Source organism: Streptomyces sp. NPDC019890 (genome assembly GCF_044903445.1).
Taxonomy (GTDB): Bacteria; Actinomycetota; Actinomycetes; order Streptomycetales; family Streptomycetaceae; genus Streptomyces.
The window spans coordinates 726,298-742,874 of record NZ_JBJDQK010000002.1 but is presented as its reverse complement, the minus strand read 5'-3'; the positions used below and the strand labels follow the sequence as shown (position 1 = coordinate 742,874).

Genomic DNA, 16,577 nt, shown 5'->3' with positions numbered 1-16,577 from the left:
GAGGTCGACCGCTGCCGGCGACGTAGGTGATCTCGGCGCTGGTGGAGTGGCTGATGGCGAGGACCTCCACGGCGAGGCGGATCTTTGCCCGGCGGCGGATCCGTCGGCGCGGACGGAAGGTGCTGCTGCCGCCGTGGCAGGGCGGCCCAGCCGACGGGTCCACGTCAGCAATGCATGATCCGCCGTATCGGCCTACCGTCGGAACATGAGCGAGATCTTCGTAATGTACGAGCTCGATCAGCCGCCTGCAGCGCGATCCTTCTCCGGAAGGTCACAGGCAGAGGAGCGGCCCGTCCTGCGCGTGCACGCGGCGAACGCCGCTCCCGGGTCTTCCACGACTCCAGGGCCGCGCACCCTGTGCGGTCAGGACACGTTCGCCATGGAGGCGGCCTCCTGGAAGCCCTCGGAGTATCCCGGTTCATCGTGGTACGCACCGAAGTACGCCCGGCTCGTCTGTGCCCAGTGCGATGCCGTAATGGAGGTCTGATGAGCCCGGCTGTGCCTCCTGCCGGCTGAACACCCTAAGCGGCCTTTGGGCCGGATCAGCTGATCGGCTGACGTGTCTGAGCGCGGACCTTGAGGGTGAGCTCTGCGTACTTCCTTAGGTCGATGTTCTCTGGGCGCTGCTTGTCCAGCTCGGCGCCGGCGAACAACACAGCGGCGGCGGTGCTCCCGTCGGCCCACGCGCAGGCGGGGCTGGTGACCGGCTTGTCGTCCTGGGAGCTCATCACCGCGCAGCTCAGCGTCACGTCGGAGCCTGCCGGGGTGACGTCCTTGGGCGGGGCGAACAGCTCGTTGCCCTCGGACGGTTCCTCGAGGCCCTGCAGCATCTCCCGGCGGACGTACTTCGCCTCCCGGATCTGTCCATGCAGACCGGTGACGACCAGCGTCTCGGAACCGGACGCCCCGCCGGTGTACGTGGCGAGGGTCGCTGCATGAACCCGAATACGGTGGTCCTGCAGATCCTTGAGGAGCTGCTTCCCCTTCGTCTTTGAGGAGTCCTTGGCCAGCGTGTACTCGCCGTCCAGCAGTGTCTGCGGCACGCTCAGTTGGTGTGTGGCCTTCGGCCAGTCGCCGTCCGCGACCCCGGCGGCGTTCAACGCGAGGAACAGGCCGTAGCCGAGGCCGCCGAGCAGGACCAAGGAGCCGGCGACGATGCCGACGACCAGACCCGTCCTCTTCTTCGGCTGCGGTGGCGCCCAGGTGCCCGAGAACTGCGGATAGGGCCCAGGCTGACCGTACGGGTGCTGAGGCGGGACGTGATGCGCATACGGCTGCTGCGCGGGCGGACCGTACGGGCCCGGATTCTGGTGTGGTGGCTGTGACGGCGTGGTCATGGCCATGACGCTACGACACGCGCACCGCCGGCCCGCGGGCACGTCACCATGGGCTCGGGGCCAGTACCCGGACTGGAGGGCATCCGTTGAACGCACGGCTCACCACGGGCGCGGCGCACCCGCCACCTCCGGTCTGGATGGGGGGCCTACCTGAGTCGCCCTTGGCGCAGAGCGGTCACGAAGTCACCCCAGGTGGGGGACCGGAGAGCGATGCGAGGGCCGTGCGGGTCCTTGGAGTCCCGCACGGCGATGTCGATAGCGGACGCGGCGACCTCGACGCACTCGGTGCCGCTTCCTCCGCTGTACGAAGACTTGACCCAGCGGACGTCTTCCTGATCCATCACAGCTCCCTGCAGACCCGATCCAGGAGCGCGGCTGACGCATCGATGTCCAGCGCCTGCGCGCGCAGGTACTCGAACGCCAACTTATAGCGCTCCAGTTCCTGCGGCTTCTCCATGAACAGGCCACCGCCGATGATGTCGACGTACACGACGTCGAGTTCGGGTGTGGGCCCACCGAGGATGACGAAGCTGCCGACCGCGGCGGCATGGGCACCGGCCGCGAACGGCAGTATTTGAACCGTTACTTGCGGACCCCCTGCCAGCGCAAGCAGTTGCTCCAGTTGCTCCAGCATCACTTCGCGACCGCCGACCATACGCCGGATGACTGCCTCGTCGATCACGGCCCAGATGTGCGGAGGTTCCTCCCGGTCGAGGAGTTCCTGGCGCTTCATTCGAATTTCGACCATGTGGGCAATCTCCTGATCTGTGCAACGCATCTCGGAAGCGCGGTGTACTGCTTCTGCGTATGCGCGGGTCTGAAGCAGGCCAGGTACGTACATGCAGGCGTAGTGGTCCTCGCGTACCACCTCGTCCTCGAGGGTCAGCATGAGATTCATCGAGTCAGGGATTGGATCGGCAAGAGATCGCCACCAGCCTTGGATCTTCGCGCCCTTGGCCAACTCGACGAGCGTCGCGCGTTCCTGGTCCGAAGCCCCGTACTCGCGGCAGAGCGCATCCACTGCTGGCCACTTGACGGAGCCTTCCTTAGTCTCGTAGCGACTCAAGGTGGCCTTGGAGACGCCAACCAAAGCCCCCGCTTCCTCCAGAGTGAGGCCCTTGCGCTCACGTAGACGGCGCAGGTCAGCGCCGAGTTGGCGCCTGCGGGTTGTGGGTCCAACTGCCATGGTCGAGGCCCTTCGTGTCGATCTCCCCAGAGCGTGCACGGTGCAGCCCGATGCCGACAAGACAGCGCACGCTGGGGGCGCGCGGAGAGAGGACGTGCTCCCTGAGCCACCTTGTGAGAGTTCCATATTGAGAGTTTCGCTGTCACCCTGGAGACATCGAAGCGCTACGGAGCGCAACCATCATCATGGTCGAATGGAGTGGGCGCCATGGACGAATGTCGATGCAAGGTCCTAAGAAAGCCGTGGGAGCTCCCGTTCTTGGCCGAGGCTTCGGAGGTTGCCGGACTGCGACGGGTGATGCGACTGCACTTGAGGTTGTGGGGCCTGCCGGATCTCGTTGAGGCTGCGCAGCTCTGCGTAAGTGAGCTGGCCACGAACGTCATCACTCACATCGGCTCTGGCACCCCGGCCACACTCGGCGTCTCGATGTCGGGTACCTATCTTCGACTCGAGATGCGCGACCCTGACTCCGGGGCACTTCCAATGCTCTTGGACCTTGGGCCTGATGCGGAGCGTGGTCGCGGTGTGGGACTGGTGGATGCTCTGGCCGATCGCTGGGGCGTGATCATCAGTGACTCAGGCAAGACGACCTGGTGCGAACTCAGCACCGGCCTCGCCACGGCTAACGGTCACGCAGGTGGGGCGCGAGTCTCGAAGGCGGAAGCGCTCCTCGCGCTCTACGGCGATGGTGTCGCCGCCCGGCGTCGGGATGCCACCCCACTCACCTTGACCGTGGCCAAGCAGGCGTTGGTCTGCCTGATCGGTGACCTCCTCCACTGGGTGCGAGCTCACGGTTGTGATCCGGATGAAGTGCTGGACCGCGCACAGATGCACTTCGAGTCCGAGACGGGTGAAGCGGCATAAGGGGCAGTTCTCGCCCAGTCCATTCCCCATTGAGTGTCGACTCCCTGGGCCAGAGTTCGAGAACGAGTCATACAGCAATCGATTTCAGACACTTGTGATCAAAGTGCAGCTGATCTGATCGAACTCGATCGGTAGGTCGACAGCATGTCCGGATGTCATGCAGAGCTGTCTTCGGACACGTGGGCGACGTTCTCCCCGGCACGCACTTCGACTCCCGGCAGGGAGTCAAGGATTGCGAGGCTCCACAAGGAGCAGCGAGCCGGGATCTCGTGGGGACGCGATGACGACGGAGAGCGGGCTGCCGACGCGATCGTGCTCAGTGAGGGCTACGAGGTGATCGTGATGAATGGGGCGAGGTTCTTTATACGGGCGCTGGTAGTCGAGACGAGAACACCGGCCGGCAGATAGCGGACCAGAACTCGGAGAACTGCGGGAACTCTGGCTTGCGGCGAAGCCGAATTAAGGGGTATCCGATTCGTGTCATTCGCGGACGGGGCGGTGATCTGAATTACTCGCCCGTGAGCGGATATCGCTACGGCGGGCTGTACGAAATCGTCGAGGAGCGGGCAGAAACCGAGGGTGTCCGGCTTCCAGATATGCAGGTTCAAGCTACGTCGCCTTGTGGACGATCGACAGGAGTTGACTCCCATCGAGCAGCAGGTCCAGGACATGCTTGAAGGTGCTCCGCCTCGAGTGACGGTACGGTTGAGCGCATCGTCCGAGACACAGCGGTTGCCCGCCGCGTGAAGCGGTGGTACCAGCACACGTGCCAAATATGTCGACTTCCACTGGTCGTTGGCGCGGGTGGTGCGAGCTATGCAGAGGGTGCTCATATCCAGGCGCTAGGCAAACCCACCAACGGGCCGGATGTCGATGGAAACGTCTTGTGTCTATGCCCCAACTGTCATGTGCGGCTGGACCGTGGGGCGATCTACTTCACCGATGATTTGGAGATCGTCGATCGCTATGCGGAGGGCCCAACCTTGCCGGTGGTGAGGCTTGCGACAGTGGAAGAGCATCGGATACAGCAGAGGTTTATACGGGCCCATCGCCGTTTCTGGAAGATCGACGGTGAGAGGTCCTAACCGGCGGCAATGGCTGAGTAGGTCCAGACGTCGGCCGGGATCTCATGCCTGAGCTTCCATGTGATCCCCATCGGCTTGCTGCCCTTGTGCTCCACATATTCGGCGGGGCCCAGCAGCATCCAGGGCTGCGGTCCGCCGATGTCCGTCTTCTTGTAGCGGCGCACGAAGAGGAGAACGTGGGAGCCGTTCTCCTTGTGGGTCTGGTAGCGGATGCCGGTGGGGGAGGTCTCGGAGGTCTGGTTCTGGGACTCCCAGTGGAAGAGGGCCTCGTTCATGGCGTAGTCCTTGTACCGAGTCTGCGGGGAGAAGTCCTTCTCGTCCTTCTCCAAGGTGATCAGAAGGGCATCGGTCTGGATGCTCTCGCACCACTTCACGCCCTCACGGAAGTGACCGGGCATGAAGCCGCCGATAAAGGACTGGCCAAGGGCCGGAAGGATCTCCTCGCGGCTGTACGAAGAGTGCACTGTGAGAGGGAGACCGGCGAGGTCTTCGAAGAGGGGGACCGGGACGTGGTCTGCGCTCTCGAGGGCATGAGCTAGTACCTGACGTAGTTCGTTGCGGAACGCGTCCTGCGGGCGGAGTGAGTCGAAGGCTTCCTGGTAGCTGGCGAAGCCGCCAAGAGGCCAAAGCGAGAAGTAGAGCATGCGCGCATACGCTTGCTCGCGGGCGCCGAGGTCGTCGTACGCCGGGGCGTCGTCCTCGAGGAGCTTGGTGTACGCCGCCACACGCTGAGGGTCATCAACGTGCAAGAACGCGGAGACCCGCTTGAGGAGTGTGCCCTCGCCTTCCGGCGCAGGCCCCGACAGCAGCTTGGCGCGGCGTAGGAGGCCTGTCCATGAGTTGCCGTTACCCCGGTAGATCTCCTTGAGTTCGCGTCCGCCCTCCCTGAGATAGGCCGAGAGCTCTGGCTCACCGTACTGGCCGACCTCCCGGGCGAGCTGCGTGACATTGACGCTGATTTGGCTTCGGATGTTGTCGATGATCAATTCCTTGGCCTTGGGCTCAAGGACGATCTGACAGCCAGACGGGAGCTGGGGGAAGTCGTACTCGATGTTGGCGAGGAGACGATTGCGCGTCAGATTGGTCAGCGCTCGGAACTGCTCCTCGAACCGAAACTCCTTACGGTGCTGGCCGATGAAGTCCAGGACGGTCAGCACCGCCTTGCCCTCGCTCCTCCGAAGCCCGCGCCCCAGTTGCTGAAGAAAGACCGTCGCGCTCGCTGTCGGGCGTAGCAGGAGCAGCGTGTCGACGTCTGGGATGTCCAGACCCTCGTTGAAGAGGTCGACCGAAAAGATGACCTGCAACTCACCCGACTTCAGGGCATCGAGTGCCGCCCTACGTTCATCACGCGGTGTCTCGCCGGACAGCGCGATGGCGTTGAGACCAGCGCGGCGAAAGAAGTTGGCCATGAAGTGGGCGTGCGGGACGGACACACAGAACCCGAGGGCGCGCATGGTGCCGGGGTCGGTGACCTTGTCTATGACCGCTTGCACGACGAGGCGAGCGCGGGCGTCGTTCCCGGTAAAGAGATTGCCGAGCGCCAAGGCATCGTAAGAGCCCCGCTTCCAAGCGATGGCGCTCATGTCGGTGTTGTCAGTCACGCCGAAGTAGTGGAAGGGACTCAAGAGATCGTTCTCAAGGGCCTCCCATAGGCGCATCTCGGCCGCGATGCGCCCATCGAAGAACTCGTCCTGGACGTTGCGGCCGTCCATCCGCTCTGGCGTGGCTGTCAGGCCGAGCAGCTCAAGAGGGTTGAAGTGATCGATGATCTTGCGATAGGTGGGTGACACCCCATGGTGGAACTCATCGATGACGATGACATCGAAGTGGTCCGGAGCGAAGCGCTCCAGAGAGCGAGCGTTGAGGGACTGGACGCTCGCGAAGACGTGTGTCCACTCCTCAGGAACGATGCTGCTGTGCAACTCTTCGCCGAAGTTGGCGTCAACCAGGACGTCTTGGTAGGTGCGGAGGGACTGTCGGAGGATCTCCTGGCGGTGGGCGACGAAGAGCAGTCGCAGGTCCCGTCCGTACTTCCGCCGCAGGTGCTTGTAGTCGAGAGCGGCCATGACGGTCTTGCCCGTGCCAGTCGCAGCGACCAGCAGTGCGCGATGTCGATCGTGGACGGTACGTTCAACCTCAAGCCGCTCCAGCATGTCGCGCTGGTGAGCGTACGGACGCACTTCCAGGCCAGACAGGGTGATGTGGCGCCCCGCCAGGTTAGTGGTTCCCCGGCCGGCGAGTTGAAGCGCTTCATCCAGGCGGGCAGAGTCTCGATCAGGGGCGTACAGCTCAAACGCGGACTCGCTCCAGTAGGAGTCGAATGTCGCTTCAAACTTGCGGAGCACATCGGGAGTCGCGATGGAGGAGAGTCGGACGTTCCACTCCAGGCCATCGAGGAGTGCGGCCTTTGAGAGGTTGCTGCTCCCCACATACGCGGTGTCGTAGCCGCTGTTGCGTCGGAAAAGCCATGCCTTGGCGTGGAGGCGCGTTGACCGCAGTTCGTAGTTGACCTTCACCTCGGCGTTGAACTTCTGGACCAGCCTGTCCAGCGCCCGCCGTTCGGTTGCGCCGATGTACGTCGTTGTGATGACACGAATGGGAACGCCACGCGCGTGTGCCGCTTCGAGGGACTGCTCGATGACGCGAAGCCCATGCCATTTCACAAAGGCACAGAGCAGGTCGACATGGTCTGCGGTCGCCAGCTCAGCGCGCAATTCAAAGCCGAGGCTTGGGTCTTCTGGGGAGTTGGTGATGAGCGCGGTCTCGGACAGGGGCGTCGCGGGTCGGATCGCGTACACGCCTTTCGCCTCCTGCTCGGCGATGGCGAGCAGCTGACGTGGGCCGTCAGCGACCAGGTCGACCCACTCCCGCGCCCCGTCGATCGTGTTCATCGACTCCAGGATGTGGTTGGCCGCGTGAACACGTTCCGCCGCAGGCAGCCTTTCCAGTACGCGCCGCATGGTCTCGGCGACGTGCCGCGCGATGACGTGAGGCGATGACTCTGGTCCCACCTCATCGTCGATGGCGTGCCAGCTGTTACCTGCGCTGAGCTTCTTGAGCTGGTTCTCAAGTCGCAAGGTGATCAGCTGCTCGTACAGCCCGGCGACCGGCTGATTGGCATCGACGGAACCCGTCATCGCGTTTCCCTCCCCGTTCAGACCCTCCCAGAGATATCAGGCGTCACTGACAGCAGCGTCAGATCGGGTCTGTGCCGTGGCAATCCCTGTACACCACCCCCGACCCGCACCAGCAAGCCGCCCCCTTCGCCGGCGGCCACGCCACCGCCCTCCCCCTCGCCGCCAGCGTCGTTGCGTACTGCGGCAGCAGGTCCGCGTTCGCCGGTGACGACTGCTCCGAGGCTGCGAACGCCTCGTACGACGGGACCGTCCCCGTCACGATGCCCAGATTCTCCGTGCCCGTGGAGGACAGGTCCCGCAGCGACGCCTCGAGGTCCGTCAGGTGGGCCGTGCGCGTCGGGTACTCCGATTCCAACTCCGGGTAGGCCGCGAGGAGTTCGTTCAGCTCCGACTCCGGCCAGTGGAGGACCGCCACCGGGAACGGGCGGGACAACGCCGAGCGGAACGAGCCCAGTTCGGAGCGGAGGCGGGCGATTTCGGCCTGGAGTTCTGCCGGGTTGTCCGAGCCGAGGGCCCACAGGCGCTTCGGGTCGTGGAGTTCGTCCAGGGTGACGTCCGTCGTGTGGGACGCGTGGACCATGTCGGCCAGGGCGTCCCGGTCGTCGTGGGGCAGGCCCAGGAGGCGGCGGACGCGGTGGCGGCCCGTCAGGAGGGACTGGGTGGCGTACGGGACCTCGTCGTCGTCCCCCGGGAGGAGCAGGGTCAGGGCCGTGGTGAAGCAGTCGTGGGACGCCTCGAGCTCGTCGTGGGACTCCAGCGTCTCGGCGATGATCTCCCACGGCAGGGGGTCCGCCGGGGCCGCCGTGCGGATGCCGTTGATCAGGGCGCGGGCCTCTGCCTCGTGGCCGTACTCCCAGAGGTTCGCCGCCTGGAGAGCCTTGATCAACAGGGGGTGTTCGGGGGTCGCCGAGAGGAGGCGGTCGTAGAGGGTGGAGGCGCTTTCGCGGTCGCCCGCCAGTTCCAGGTGGGCCGCGGCTTGGAGGAGCAGCGGCTCGTGGTCCTCGGGGTACTGCGCAGCGGTACGCAGCAGGCGCTCGGCTTCGGCGATGTGATCGGCAGGCGTGTCGGGGCGCATGGGGGACACCGTACTGCTGTACGGCGGTTCGGCGGGGTGAGCCTGATCTCTTGAGTACCTTGTCTGCGCCTGGTGACTTGGGCGGTCAGCCCCTATCTTGCGTCCGTGCGGCAGCGGATACGGGTCGTGGTGCAGGGGCGCAGCTCGCGGAGGCGGGCCACGCTCGCCCATGGGCTGTGGGCCGCGGCCGAGGTCGCCGTCACCCTCGGCGTCGTCATGCTCCTCCTTGTCGTGCACCAGCTGTGGTGGACCAACCGGCAGGCCCGGCAAGGCGCCGAGCACAGGGTGCGGGCCATGGAGCGGGAGTGGGGGGCGCCTGCTGCCGGGTTGCCCGGGCCGGTGGAGTCGCCGCCCGCGCCCGAGCCGGCCGCGGGCGGCAACGAGGCCGGCGAGAGCCGCGGCCGGCCCGCCGTGCAGAACTCCGCTCCCCGCTGGGACCAGGCGTACGCGATCCTCCGCATTCCCCGCCTCGGCGTCGTCGCCCCCGTCGCGCAGGGGATCGGTAAGAGGGGAGTCCTCGACAAGGGCTACGTCGGGCACTACCCCGGGACCGCGCAGCCCGGCGAGGCCGGGAACTTCGCCGTCGCCGGGCATCGCAACACCCACGGCGAGCCCTTCCGCCACATCAACCGGCTGCGGAGCGGGGACGAGGTGCAGGTGGAGACGAGGGAGGGCGTGTACCTGTATGTGATCGACGCCTCACTGGCACAGACCTCTTCCCGCGATACGGGGGTCATCGCCCGCGTACCGCGCAGCCTTGTCAAACCCTCCGCCGGGTACCGCGAGCCCGGCTACTACCTCACCCTCACGACCTGCACGCCCGAGTTCAGCTCGAAGTACCGGCTTGCCGTCTGGGGCAAGCTCAGATCAATGCGTCCGCGCTAAGCTCTGCTGAGTCGAACCGCAGACGTGAGGAGAGGAGGCGGGCATGGACAGGCTCAGGCCTACGCAGCTGCTGCGTCCCGCCGCGCTTGTGTTCCTCCTTCTCGTCGAAGTCCTGATCATCGACGGCGGCAGCCTCTCCGCCGCCCTCGCGCTCGCCGCGACCGCCACCGCCGCGGCCGGGTCCGCGCTTGTCTTCTGCGCCGTCATCAGCGCGCGTTGCGCGCCCGCTGTGCCGCGCACGCGGGTCCGTACCGCCATCCGCGACCGTGAGCAGCGCACCGCGTTCCTCCCGCAGCGCGATCCCGATGCGAAGGGGCGGACCAGGCCCCGAGCGCCCGGCCGTGCCCTCCTGACGGCCGCGTAGGGGAAACCGCACTTCTCGTACACACCCCTCGCGGGTCGTCATGCCGCTATGTCCTTGATTCCGGCACGACGAGACCCTCGGAGGGCTCACCCATGTCGATCTTCGCCAGCCTGGTCGCGCATCTCGCCGACCTGCTTCAGCCGCTGTTCCACACGTCCGCCACCGCCGCCGCGATCGTCGTCTTCACCGCGCTCGTACGGCTCGCCGTCCACCCGCTCTCGCGGGCCGCCGCCCGCGGTCAGAAGGCCAAGGCCAGGCTCTCGCCGCAGATCGCCGAGCTGCGCACGAAGCACGCCGAGAACCCCGAGCGCATGCAGAAGGCGGTCATGGAGTTGCATGCGAAGGAGCAGGTCTCGCCGCTGTCCGGCTGCCTGCCGAGTCTGCTGCAGTTGCCGGCGTTCTTCCTGATGTACCACCTGTTCTCCAGCTCGCGGATCGGTGGCGAGCCGAACGGTCTGCTCTCGCACACCCTCTTCGCCGCGCCGCTCGGCGACCGCTGGACCGACGCCCTCGCGCACGGCGGGTTCTTCGGCGGGGCAGGGACGGTGTACGTGGTGCTCTTCGCGGTTGTCGTGGCCGTGGCGACGTTCAACTACGGGCGTACGAAGCGGCAGATGGCGGCCGCGCCGCTGCCCCAGGCGGGCACGCCCGGGATGGGTGCGATGACGAAGATCATGCCGCTGCTCTCCTTCGCCACGCTCTTCACCGTGGCCGTGGTGCCCCTCGCCGCCGCGCTCTACGTCGTCACCACCACCGCCTGGACGGCCGTCGAGCGCGCGTTCCTGTATCGGGACATGCCGACCGCGGGCGCGCTTGCTACCGCCGCGTAAAGGTCCAGGTTGTGAACGGGGTCTTGCAGAGTGGTCCGATCTCTTGGAGGATCAGCCAATCCTCCGATCCTCCCGATGGCCGCTACCCATCGACCGGGCTCGCACTCGACCAGGGGAGACAGACCATGAAACTGCTGCGTGTCGGCACGGCGGGCGCCGAGCGACCTGCTCTGCTCGACCAGGACGGGACGACGCTGCGCGACCTGTCCGGCCTTGTCGCGGACATCGATGGGGAGCTGCTCGCCGACGCCTCCGCCCTGGCCCGGATACGGGACGCGGCGGACGCCGGCGAGCTGCCCGTACTGGAGGCCGACGGACTGCGGACCGGGCCGCCGCTCGCCCGTATCGGCAAGGTCGTGTGCATCGGGCTGAACTACCACGACCACGCGGCCGAGACCGGCGCGGACACACCGGCCGAGCCGGTCGTCTTCTTCAAGGCGGCGGACACGGTGGTCGGGCCGTACGACACCGTGCTGGTGCCGCGCCGCAGCCGCAAGACCGACTGGGAGGTCGAGCTCGCGGTGGTCATCGGGCGTACGGCCCGCTACGTGGAGGACGACGAGGACCCGCTGGCGTATGTCGCGGGGTACGCGGTCTCGCACGACGTCTCGGAGCGGGAGTTCCAGATCGAGCGCGGCGGCACCTGGGACAAGGGCAAGAACTGCGAGACCTTCAACCCGCTGGGCCCGTGGCTGGTGACGGCGGACGAGGTGCCGGACCCGCAGGCGCTGAGCCTGAAGCTGTGGGTGAACGGCGAGCTCAAGCAGAACGGTACGACGGCGGACCAGATCTTCCCGGTGGCCGAAGTCGTGCGCTACGTCAGCCAGTTCATGACGCTGTATCCCGGCGACGTGATCAACACGGGGACACCGGCGGGGGTGGCGCTGGGCCGGCCCGAGCCGAAGCCGTTCCTGCGGGCCGGGGATGTGGTGGAGCTGGAGGTCGACGGGCTCGGCCGGCAGCGCCAGGAGCTCAAGGACGCGTAACTCGCCCCGGGTAACGCGCGTTGTACGTCGTGCAGGTGAAGTGGTGCGGTCCGCCTCCTGACCGGTGGGCCGCACCCTTCGTCTCCCGGGACACGCATTGGGATTCCAATGGCTCCCCGTCTGAACCCTATTGGTTGGCCATGGGGTACGCGTCGTACGGTTCGCGGCATGAAGACCGAGAATCGCTGGGTCGAGATACCTGTACCTGACGAACTCCCGCACCCGACTGTCATGGGTGCCTATGTCGCCCGCCCTGACGCGCCGGGCGTTTTCCCCGGAGTGGTGGTCGCCCCCGAGCTCTTCGGCGTGAACGGGCACATCGAGGAGGTCACCCGTCGCATCGCCGCGCTCGGCCATGTGGCCGTCGCCCCCGACTTCCACCACCGCACCGAACCCCGAGCCGCACTCCCGTACGGGGACGAGGGCCGGGCACACGGCTTCGAACTCATCGACAGGCTCACCCGGGACGGGGTGGTGCGCGATGTGGCGGCCGCGATGGCGTATCTGCGTGAGTACGAGAGCACCACCGCGCGCACCGGCATGGTCGGCTTCAGTGTCGGCGGCCACTTCGCCTTCATCGCCGCCGCCCGGCTGGACCTCGCGGTCACCGCCGCCTTCTACCCGGGCTGGCTGACCAGCACCGACATCCCCGTCAGCCGGCCCGAGCCGTCGCTCGGTCTTGCGGCCGGTATCAAGGGGCGGCTGTTGATCCTGGTGGGCGGCGCGGATCACGCGGTGACGGGCGGCCAAGTGGAGCAGATCGGCGGCGAGTTGACGGCCGCTGGTGTACGGCACGAGCTCGTCGTGTATCCCGATACGCCACACGGCTTCTTCTGCGACGAGCGCGACACGTACCGGCCCGAGATCGCCGAGGACTCATGGCGGCGGGTGACGGACCTGCTCAGTGATCTGCGGTGAACCGCTCCAGCGCCTCGACCACCATCGCGTGGTCCTCGAGCTGAGGGAGGCCCGAGACCGTGATGGTGCCGACGACGCCCACGGCCTTGATCTTGATCGGGAACGAGCCGCCGTGGGCCGCGTAGGTGTCCGGGTCGAGACGGGAGTCCGTCTCGAACGTCCTGCCCTTGGCCCGGAAGCGGCTGCCGACAAGGAGCGAGCTCTCGCCGTAGCGCTCGACGACCCGGCGCTTGAGGTCGATCCAGGCGTCGTTGTCCGCGCTCGAACCCGGCAGCGCTGAGTGGAAGAGCTGCTGCGGCCCGCGGTGGATGCCGATCGCGACGGGAGCCTCGCGCAGCCGGGCCATCTCGACCAGCATGCTGCCCAGCGCCCAGGCGTCGTCGTGCGTGAACCGGCGCAGCGTCAGGCGGGCTTCCTGCGCTTCGAGTTCCGCGATCTCGGGGGCGACCGGGGTGCTCACAGCGACACCGTGATTCCCTCGCGGGCGGACCGGCGGGCCGCCTCCAGGACGTCGAGCGTGGCCGCGGCCTCGTGGGCGGTGACCGGGTTCTCGCCGGTGCCGCGCAGGGCGGCGGCGATGGCCGCGTAGTACGCCGGGTAGTCGCCCGGCAGCGTCTCGACCGGGCGGCCCCCGCCGGTCAGCGGGGACTCCCCGGCGCCGATCCGGCCCCACAGCGACTCGGGCTCGACGCCCCAGTTCTCGCCGCTCCGGTCGGTCCTGCCGGCCTTGCCCGTCCGGTCGGGGGACGGGCGCTTGCCGTCGCGCAGGGCGGCTTCCTGTGGGTCGAGTCCGTACTTCACGTATCCGGCTCTGGAGCCCAGCACCCGCAAGCGCGGGCCGAGTTGTGCGGTGACGGCGCTGACGTACAGGTGCGAGCGGACGCCGCTCGCGTGCGTGAGCGCGAAGAAGGTGTCGTCGTCGGCCTCGGCGCCCGGGCGGCGTACGTCCGACTCGGCGTAGACCTGTACGGCCGGGCCGAACAGGGCCAGCGCCTGGTCGACGACATGGCTGCCCAGGTCGAACAGCAGACCACCGATCTCCTGCGGGTCGCCCGACTCGCGCCAGCCGCCCTTGAGCTGCGGCCGCCATCGCTCGAAGCGGGACTCGAAGCGCAGTACGTCACCGAGCTCGCCGTCCGCGACGAGCCGGCGGACGGTGAGGAAGTCGTTGTCCCAGCGGCGGTTCTGGAAGACCGAGAGCAGCAGCCCGCGCTCCTCGGCGAGGGCGGCGAGCTCGCGCGCCTCGGCCGCGGTGCCCGCGATCGGCTTGTCCACGACGACCGGGAGGCCGGCTTTGAGTGCGGCGGTGGCGATCGGGACATGAGTCTTGTTGGGGGAGGCGATCACGATGAGATCGAGCTCGTCGGCGCGGGGCCAGAGCTCGTCGGGCGTGGCCGCGAGGCGTACGTCGGGGAATTCGGCGCGGGCCTGCTCCTGCCGCTCCGGGTTCGAGGTGACGACGGTGTCGAGGGCGAGGCCCTCGGTGGCGGCGATCAGCGGGGCGTGGAAGACGGAGCCCGCGAGGCCGTAGCCGACGAGTCCGACGCGGAGGGGAGTGCGGGTGCCGGTGCCAGTCATGCACTCCACTTAAGCAACGGTGTTGCCAAAGTGCAAGCGCAGGGGAGAATGGGGCGTGTGAAGGGAAACACTGGCGGGGCGACCGGGAGGAGCGGGGTGGCCGGGCAGACGAGGGCGACCAAGGTGGCTGGGGCGAATCCTGCGGGTCTGCGCAGCCACAACGCTGCGCTGGTGCTGGATCTGCTGCGTACGGCGGGGGAGGGCGGCATCAGCCGGCTCGAGCTGGCCGGGCGCACGGGGCTGACTCCGCAGGGGGTCAGCAAGATCACGGCGCGGCTGCGGGAGGAGGGCCTGGCGGCGGACGCGGGCCGCCGAGCCTCGACCGGCGGGCGCCCGGGCACGGCGCTGCGGCTGGTGCCGACGGCGGGCCATGCGGTGGGGCTGCACCTGGACCGGGACGAGCTGACGGTGATGCTGGTGGACCTGGCGGGGGCGGTGGTGGGTGTCCGGGTTGCTCCGCTGGACCTCGGGGCGGGGGTTGGGTTTGTGGTGGAGGGGGTGGCGCGGGAGGTGGACGCGCTGCTGTCGGGGCGGGGGGAGTACCCACATCCCGATACCGGGGCTCCGCCCCGGACCCCTTCCCCGACAGAGGCTTCGCCCCAGACCCAGGTGGGCGGTGAGGCCGGGGCCTCGCCCCAGGCCACCGGGCCTGACGCGCTCGCCCCGCGCGTACTCGGTGTCGGAGTCGCCATGCCCGGGCCCCTCGATCACTCCTCCGGCGTCACGCATCGCGTCACCGGGTTTCCCGAGTGGGACGGATATCCCCTCCGGGACGCGCTCGCCGCGCGGCTCGGGCTCCCCGTCGCGCTCGACAAGGACACCAATGCCGCCGCCCTCGGGCTCGCCCTGCGCGGCAGTGGGGACTCGTTCGCGTATCTCCATCTCGGGACGGGGCTCGGCGCCGGGCTTGTGCTCGGTGGGGTGCTCTACCGAGGTGCCCGCACCGGCGCCGGTGAGTTCGGGCATCAGGTCATTCAGCTCGACGGGCCCGAGTGCACCTGCGGCAGGCGGGGCTGTATCGAGGCGATCTGCCTCGCGGCCGTCGGCCGTGGCGACATCGACCTTGCCGCCCGTGTCCTCGGCATAGGCGCCGCGAATCTCGTCGAGTTGCTCGACATCGACCGGGTGCTGCTCGGTGGACGGGTCGTCGCCGCGGACGCCGAACCCTTCGTACGGGGAGTCGGCGAGCGCGTCCGCGTCTCCGTCGGTCTCGCCGAGGGCGGGGCGAACGTCGTCGCCGAGGGCGCCGCTCAGCTTGTCCTCGCACCCCTGTTCGGGCGGACCGAAAATACGCTGATAGGGCGGAGTTCCGGGGCTGATCGGCAGTAGGACGGCGTGGCGCCGCGTACGGCCGCGCGCGCGTGGCAGGTTCTCGAGGACGCAGCCGAGCCGCCCGAGCAGCAAAGGTCCCCCATGCGACGCCGCAATGCCCTCGCCCGCAATGCCCTCGCAGTCGGAGTCACCGCAGCCACGATCGTGCCCGCGGCGCTCACCGGACCGGCGGCGACGGCGGCCACCGTGACCGCCCCCGCCGCCGACACCATCGCCAGGCCCGCGGCCGGACCGGCGAACGCGAAGGCGGCCCCCGCGGCCGGACCGGCGGCCCCCGGGCCGGCGCCCAACGCGGCCGCCACCAGGTCGACCTCCCCGACGCCCATCCCCCCGCCGCCCCGGGAGCGGCAGCCCGTATGTGGCCAGGCCGCCAGCTCCGACTTCCCCATCAACACCCGCATTCACGGCGGCCCCACCGTCCACCGCCCCGGCGGCGGCTACGAGGAGTGGTCCGTCGATCTCGCCAACACCACCGACCAGATCTGCCGCAACATCTACCCGGTGATCGTCTTCACCGGCCGCGACCCCGGTCTCACCCCGCCCAGGGTGACCCTGGAGTTCCACGACAGGCAGGCGGACCGCTGGCGTCCCGCCACCCTGGAGACCACCGCCGAGGACGAGCTCGTCGGCGTACTCGACGACAGCGGCGGCGAGCGCCGAGGCGGCCGCTTCCCCGGCTTCGTCGTCCCCGCCCGCGCGTCCGTCACCGTCACCGTCCGGCTCGCGCTCGCCGCCGACACCCCGCCCAACCAGGTCACCGTCAACGCCGCGATCGTCCAGCGGCACGGCGACGACGGCGACTGGATCGGGGAGTCCGGCGACTACCGCTTCGCCGTACTCGACGACGAGGGGCCCGGCGCCACCGTCACCCTCGAAGAGCTCGCCACCACCGGCACCGGCTCCCTCCTCCGCCTCGGCGTCGCCTTCGGGGCGGTCCTGCTGGGCGGCGGGGCCCTGGTGCTCGCATCCCGCCGGCTGCGAACGGGCCGGCGCTGATCGT

The 16,577-nt window shown here is 68.1% G+C and carries 17 protein-coding genes and 1 pseudogene; 11 read left to right on the top strand and 7 right to left on the bottom strand.

From position 1 onward, the window contains the following. Window positions 1-205 precede the first annotated feature (205 nt). Window positions 206-487, top strand: a complete 282-nt coding sequence (locus ACI2LP_RS07675) for a hypothetical protein (RefSeq protein ID WP_404723613.1) — start codon at window positions 206-208, stop codon at window positions 485-487. A gap of 55 nt (window positions 488-542) precedes the next feature. Here ACI2LP_RS07675 and ACI2LP_RS07670 read toward each other — a convergent pair whose 3' ends face one another. The 3 genes from ACI2LP_RS07670 to ACI2LP_RS07660 form a co-directional block, all read right to left on the bottom strand. After that, on the bottom strand, window positions 543-1,337 hold the full coding sequence (locus ACI2LP_RS07670; RefSeq protein ID WP_404723612.1) for a hypothetical protein: 795 nt from the start codon (window positions 1,335-1,337) through the stop codon (window positions 543-545). Between the two features lie 146 nt (window positions 1,338-1,483). Then, window positions 1,484-1,678, bottom strand: a complete 195-nt coding sequence (locus ACI2LP_RS07665) for a DUF397 domain-containing protein (RefSeq protein WP_404723611.1) — start codon at window positions 1,676-1,678, stop codon at window positions 1,484-1,486. Next, a complete protein-coding gene (locus tag ACI2LP_RS07660; protein ID WP_404723610.1) occupies window positions 1,678-2,523 on the bottom strand; it encodes a helix-turn-helix domain-containing protein in 846 nt (281 codons plus the stop codon). The genes ACI2LP_RS07665 and ACI2LP_RS07660 overlap by 1 nt, the downstream gene beginning before the upstream one ends. 207 nt (window positions 2,524-2,730) lie before the next feature. On the opposite strand from ACI2LP_RS07660, the gene ACI2LP_RS07655 reads away from it, so the two are divergent. The 3 genes and pseudogenes from ACI2LP_RS07655 to ACI2LP_RS07645 all read left to right on the top strand — a co-directional run bounded on the left by ACI2LP_RS07655 (window position 2,731) and on the right by ACI2LP_RS07645 (window position 4,472). Further along, a complete protein-coding gene (locus ACI2LP_RS07655; RefSeq protein WP_404723609.1) occupies window positions 2,731-3,387 on the top strand; it encodes an ATP-binding protein in 657 nt (218 codons plus the stop codon). Between the two features lie 344 nt (window positions 3,388-3,731). After that, window positions 3,732-4,064: pseudogene (locus ACI2LP_RS07650) on the top strand (YDG/SRA domain-containing protein); the annotation flags it as partial. A gap of 66 nt (window positions 4,065-4,130) precedes the next feature. Then, on the top strand, window positions 4,131-4,472 hold the full coding sequence (locus ACI2LP_RS07645) for an HNH endonuclease (protein WP_404723608.1): 342 nt from the start codon (window positions 4,131-4,133) through the stop codon (window positions 4,470-4,472). On the opposite strand, the gene ACI2LP_RS07640 is transcribed toward ACI2LP_RS07645, so the two are convergent. Both ACI2LP_RS07640 and ACI2LP_RS07635 read right to left on the bottom strand, forming a co-directional pair. After that, window positions 4,469-7,609, bottom strand: a complete 3,141-nt coding sequence (locus ACI2LP_RS07640; RefSeq protein WP_404723607.1) for a DUF3427 domain-containing protein — start codon at window positions 7,607-7,609, stop codon at window positions 4,469-4,471. The genes ACI2LP_RS07645 and ACI2LP_RS07640 overlap by 4 nt on opposite strands. Window positions 7,610-7,667: 58 nt before the next feature. After that, the gene (locus ACI2LP_RS07635) at window positions 7,668-8,684 is read right to left on the bottom strand and encodes an SEC-C metal-binding domain-containing protein (RefSeq protein ID WP_404723606.1); all 1,017 of its coding nucleotides are present in this window, start codon (window positions 8,682-8,684) and stop codon (window positions 7,668-7,670) included. A 105-nt stretch (window positions 8,685-8,789) separates the two neighbouring features. Between ACI2LP_RS07635 and ACI2LP_RS07630 the strand changes: the two genes are divergently transcribed. The 5 genes from ACI2LP_RS07630 (at window position 8,790) to ACI2LP_RS07610 (ending at window position 12,667) form a co-directional block, all read left to right on the top strand. Continuing rightward, window positions 8,790-9,569 (top strand): class E sortase, encoded by a 780-nt coding sequence (locus tag ACI2LP_RS07630; RefSeq protein ID WP_404723605.1) that lies wholly within the window; start codon window positions 8,790-8,792, stop codon window positions 9,567-9,569. 43 nt (window positions 9,570-9,612) lie between these two features. Then, the gene (locus ACI2LP_RS07625) at window positions 9,613-9,933 is read left to right on the top strand and encodes a DUF6412 domain-containing protein (protein WP_404723604.1); all 321 of its coding nucleotides are present in this window, start codon (window positions 9,613-9,615) and stop codon (window positions 9,931-9,933) included. Window positions 9,934-10,025: 92 nt separating this feature from the next. Beyond that, window positions 10,026-10,763 (top strand): YidC/Oxa1 family membrane protein insertase, encoded by a 738-nt coding sequence (locus ACI2LP_RS07620; RefSeq protein ID WP_404723603.1) that lies wholly within the window; start codon window positions 10,026-10,028, stop codon window positions 10,761-10,763. A 125-nt stretch (window positions 10,764-10,888) separates the two neighbouring features. Then, complete coding sequence (locus tag ACI2LP_RS07615) at window positions 10,889-11,749, top strand: fumarylacetoacetate hydrolase family protein (protein ID WP_404723602.1); 861 nt, start codon at window positions 10,889-10,891, stop codon at window positions 11,747-11,749. 168 nt (window positions 11,750-11,917) lie between these two features. After that, window positions 11,918-12,667 carry a dienelactone hydrolase family protein gene (locus ACI2LP_RS07610; protein WP_404723601.1) on the top strand — a complete coding sequence of 250 codons (750 nt, stop codon included), beginning with the start codon at window positions 11,918-11,920 and terminating at the stop codon, window positions 12,665-12,667. On the opposite strand, the gene ACI2LP_RS07605 is transcribed toward ACI2LP_RS07610, so the two are convergent. Then, window positions 12,651-13,127, bottom strand: a complete 477-nt coding sequence (locus ACI2LP_RS07605) for a heme-degrading domain-containing protein (RefSeq protein ID WP_404723600.1) — start codon at window positions 13,125-13,127, stop codon at window positions 12,651-12,653. The genes ACI2LP_RS07610 and ACI2LP_RS07605 overlap by 17 nt on opposite strands. Then, window positions 13,124-14,245: a Gfo/Idh/MocA family oxidoreductase gene (locus ACI2LP_RS07600; protein ID WP_404723599.1), complete on the bottom strand. Its 1,122-nt coding sequence runs from the start codon at window positions 14,243-14,245 to the stop codon at window positions 13,124-13,126. Before ACI2LP_RS07600 ends, ACI2LP_RS07605 begins: the two co-directional genes overlap by 4 nt. A gap of 48 nt (window positions 14,246-14,293) precedes the next feature. Here ACI2LP_RS07600 and ACI2LP_RS07595 point away from each other — a divergent pair, with 48 nt between their 5' ends. Together ACI2LP_RS07595 and ACI2LP_RS07590 are read left to right on the top strand one after the other, a co-directional pair. After that, a complete protein-coding gene (locus ACI2LP_RS07595) occupies window positions 14,294-15,574 on the top strand; it encodes an ROK family protein (RefSeq protein ID WP_404723598.1) in 1,281 nt (426 codons plus the stop codon). A gap of 84 nt (window positions 15,575-15,658) precedes the next feature. Further along, complete coding sequence (locus ACI2LP_RS07590; RefSeq protein WP_404723597.1) at window positions 15,659-16,573, top strand: hypothetical protein; 915 nt, start codon at window positions 15,659-15,661, stop codon at window positions 16,571-16,573. Window positions 16,574-16,577 lie beyond the last annotated feature (4 nt).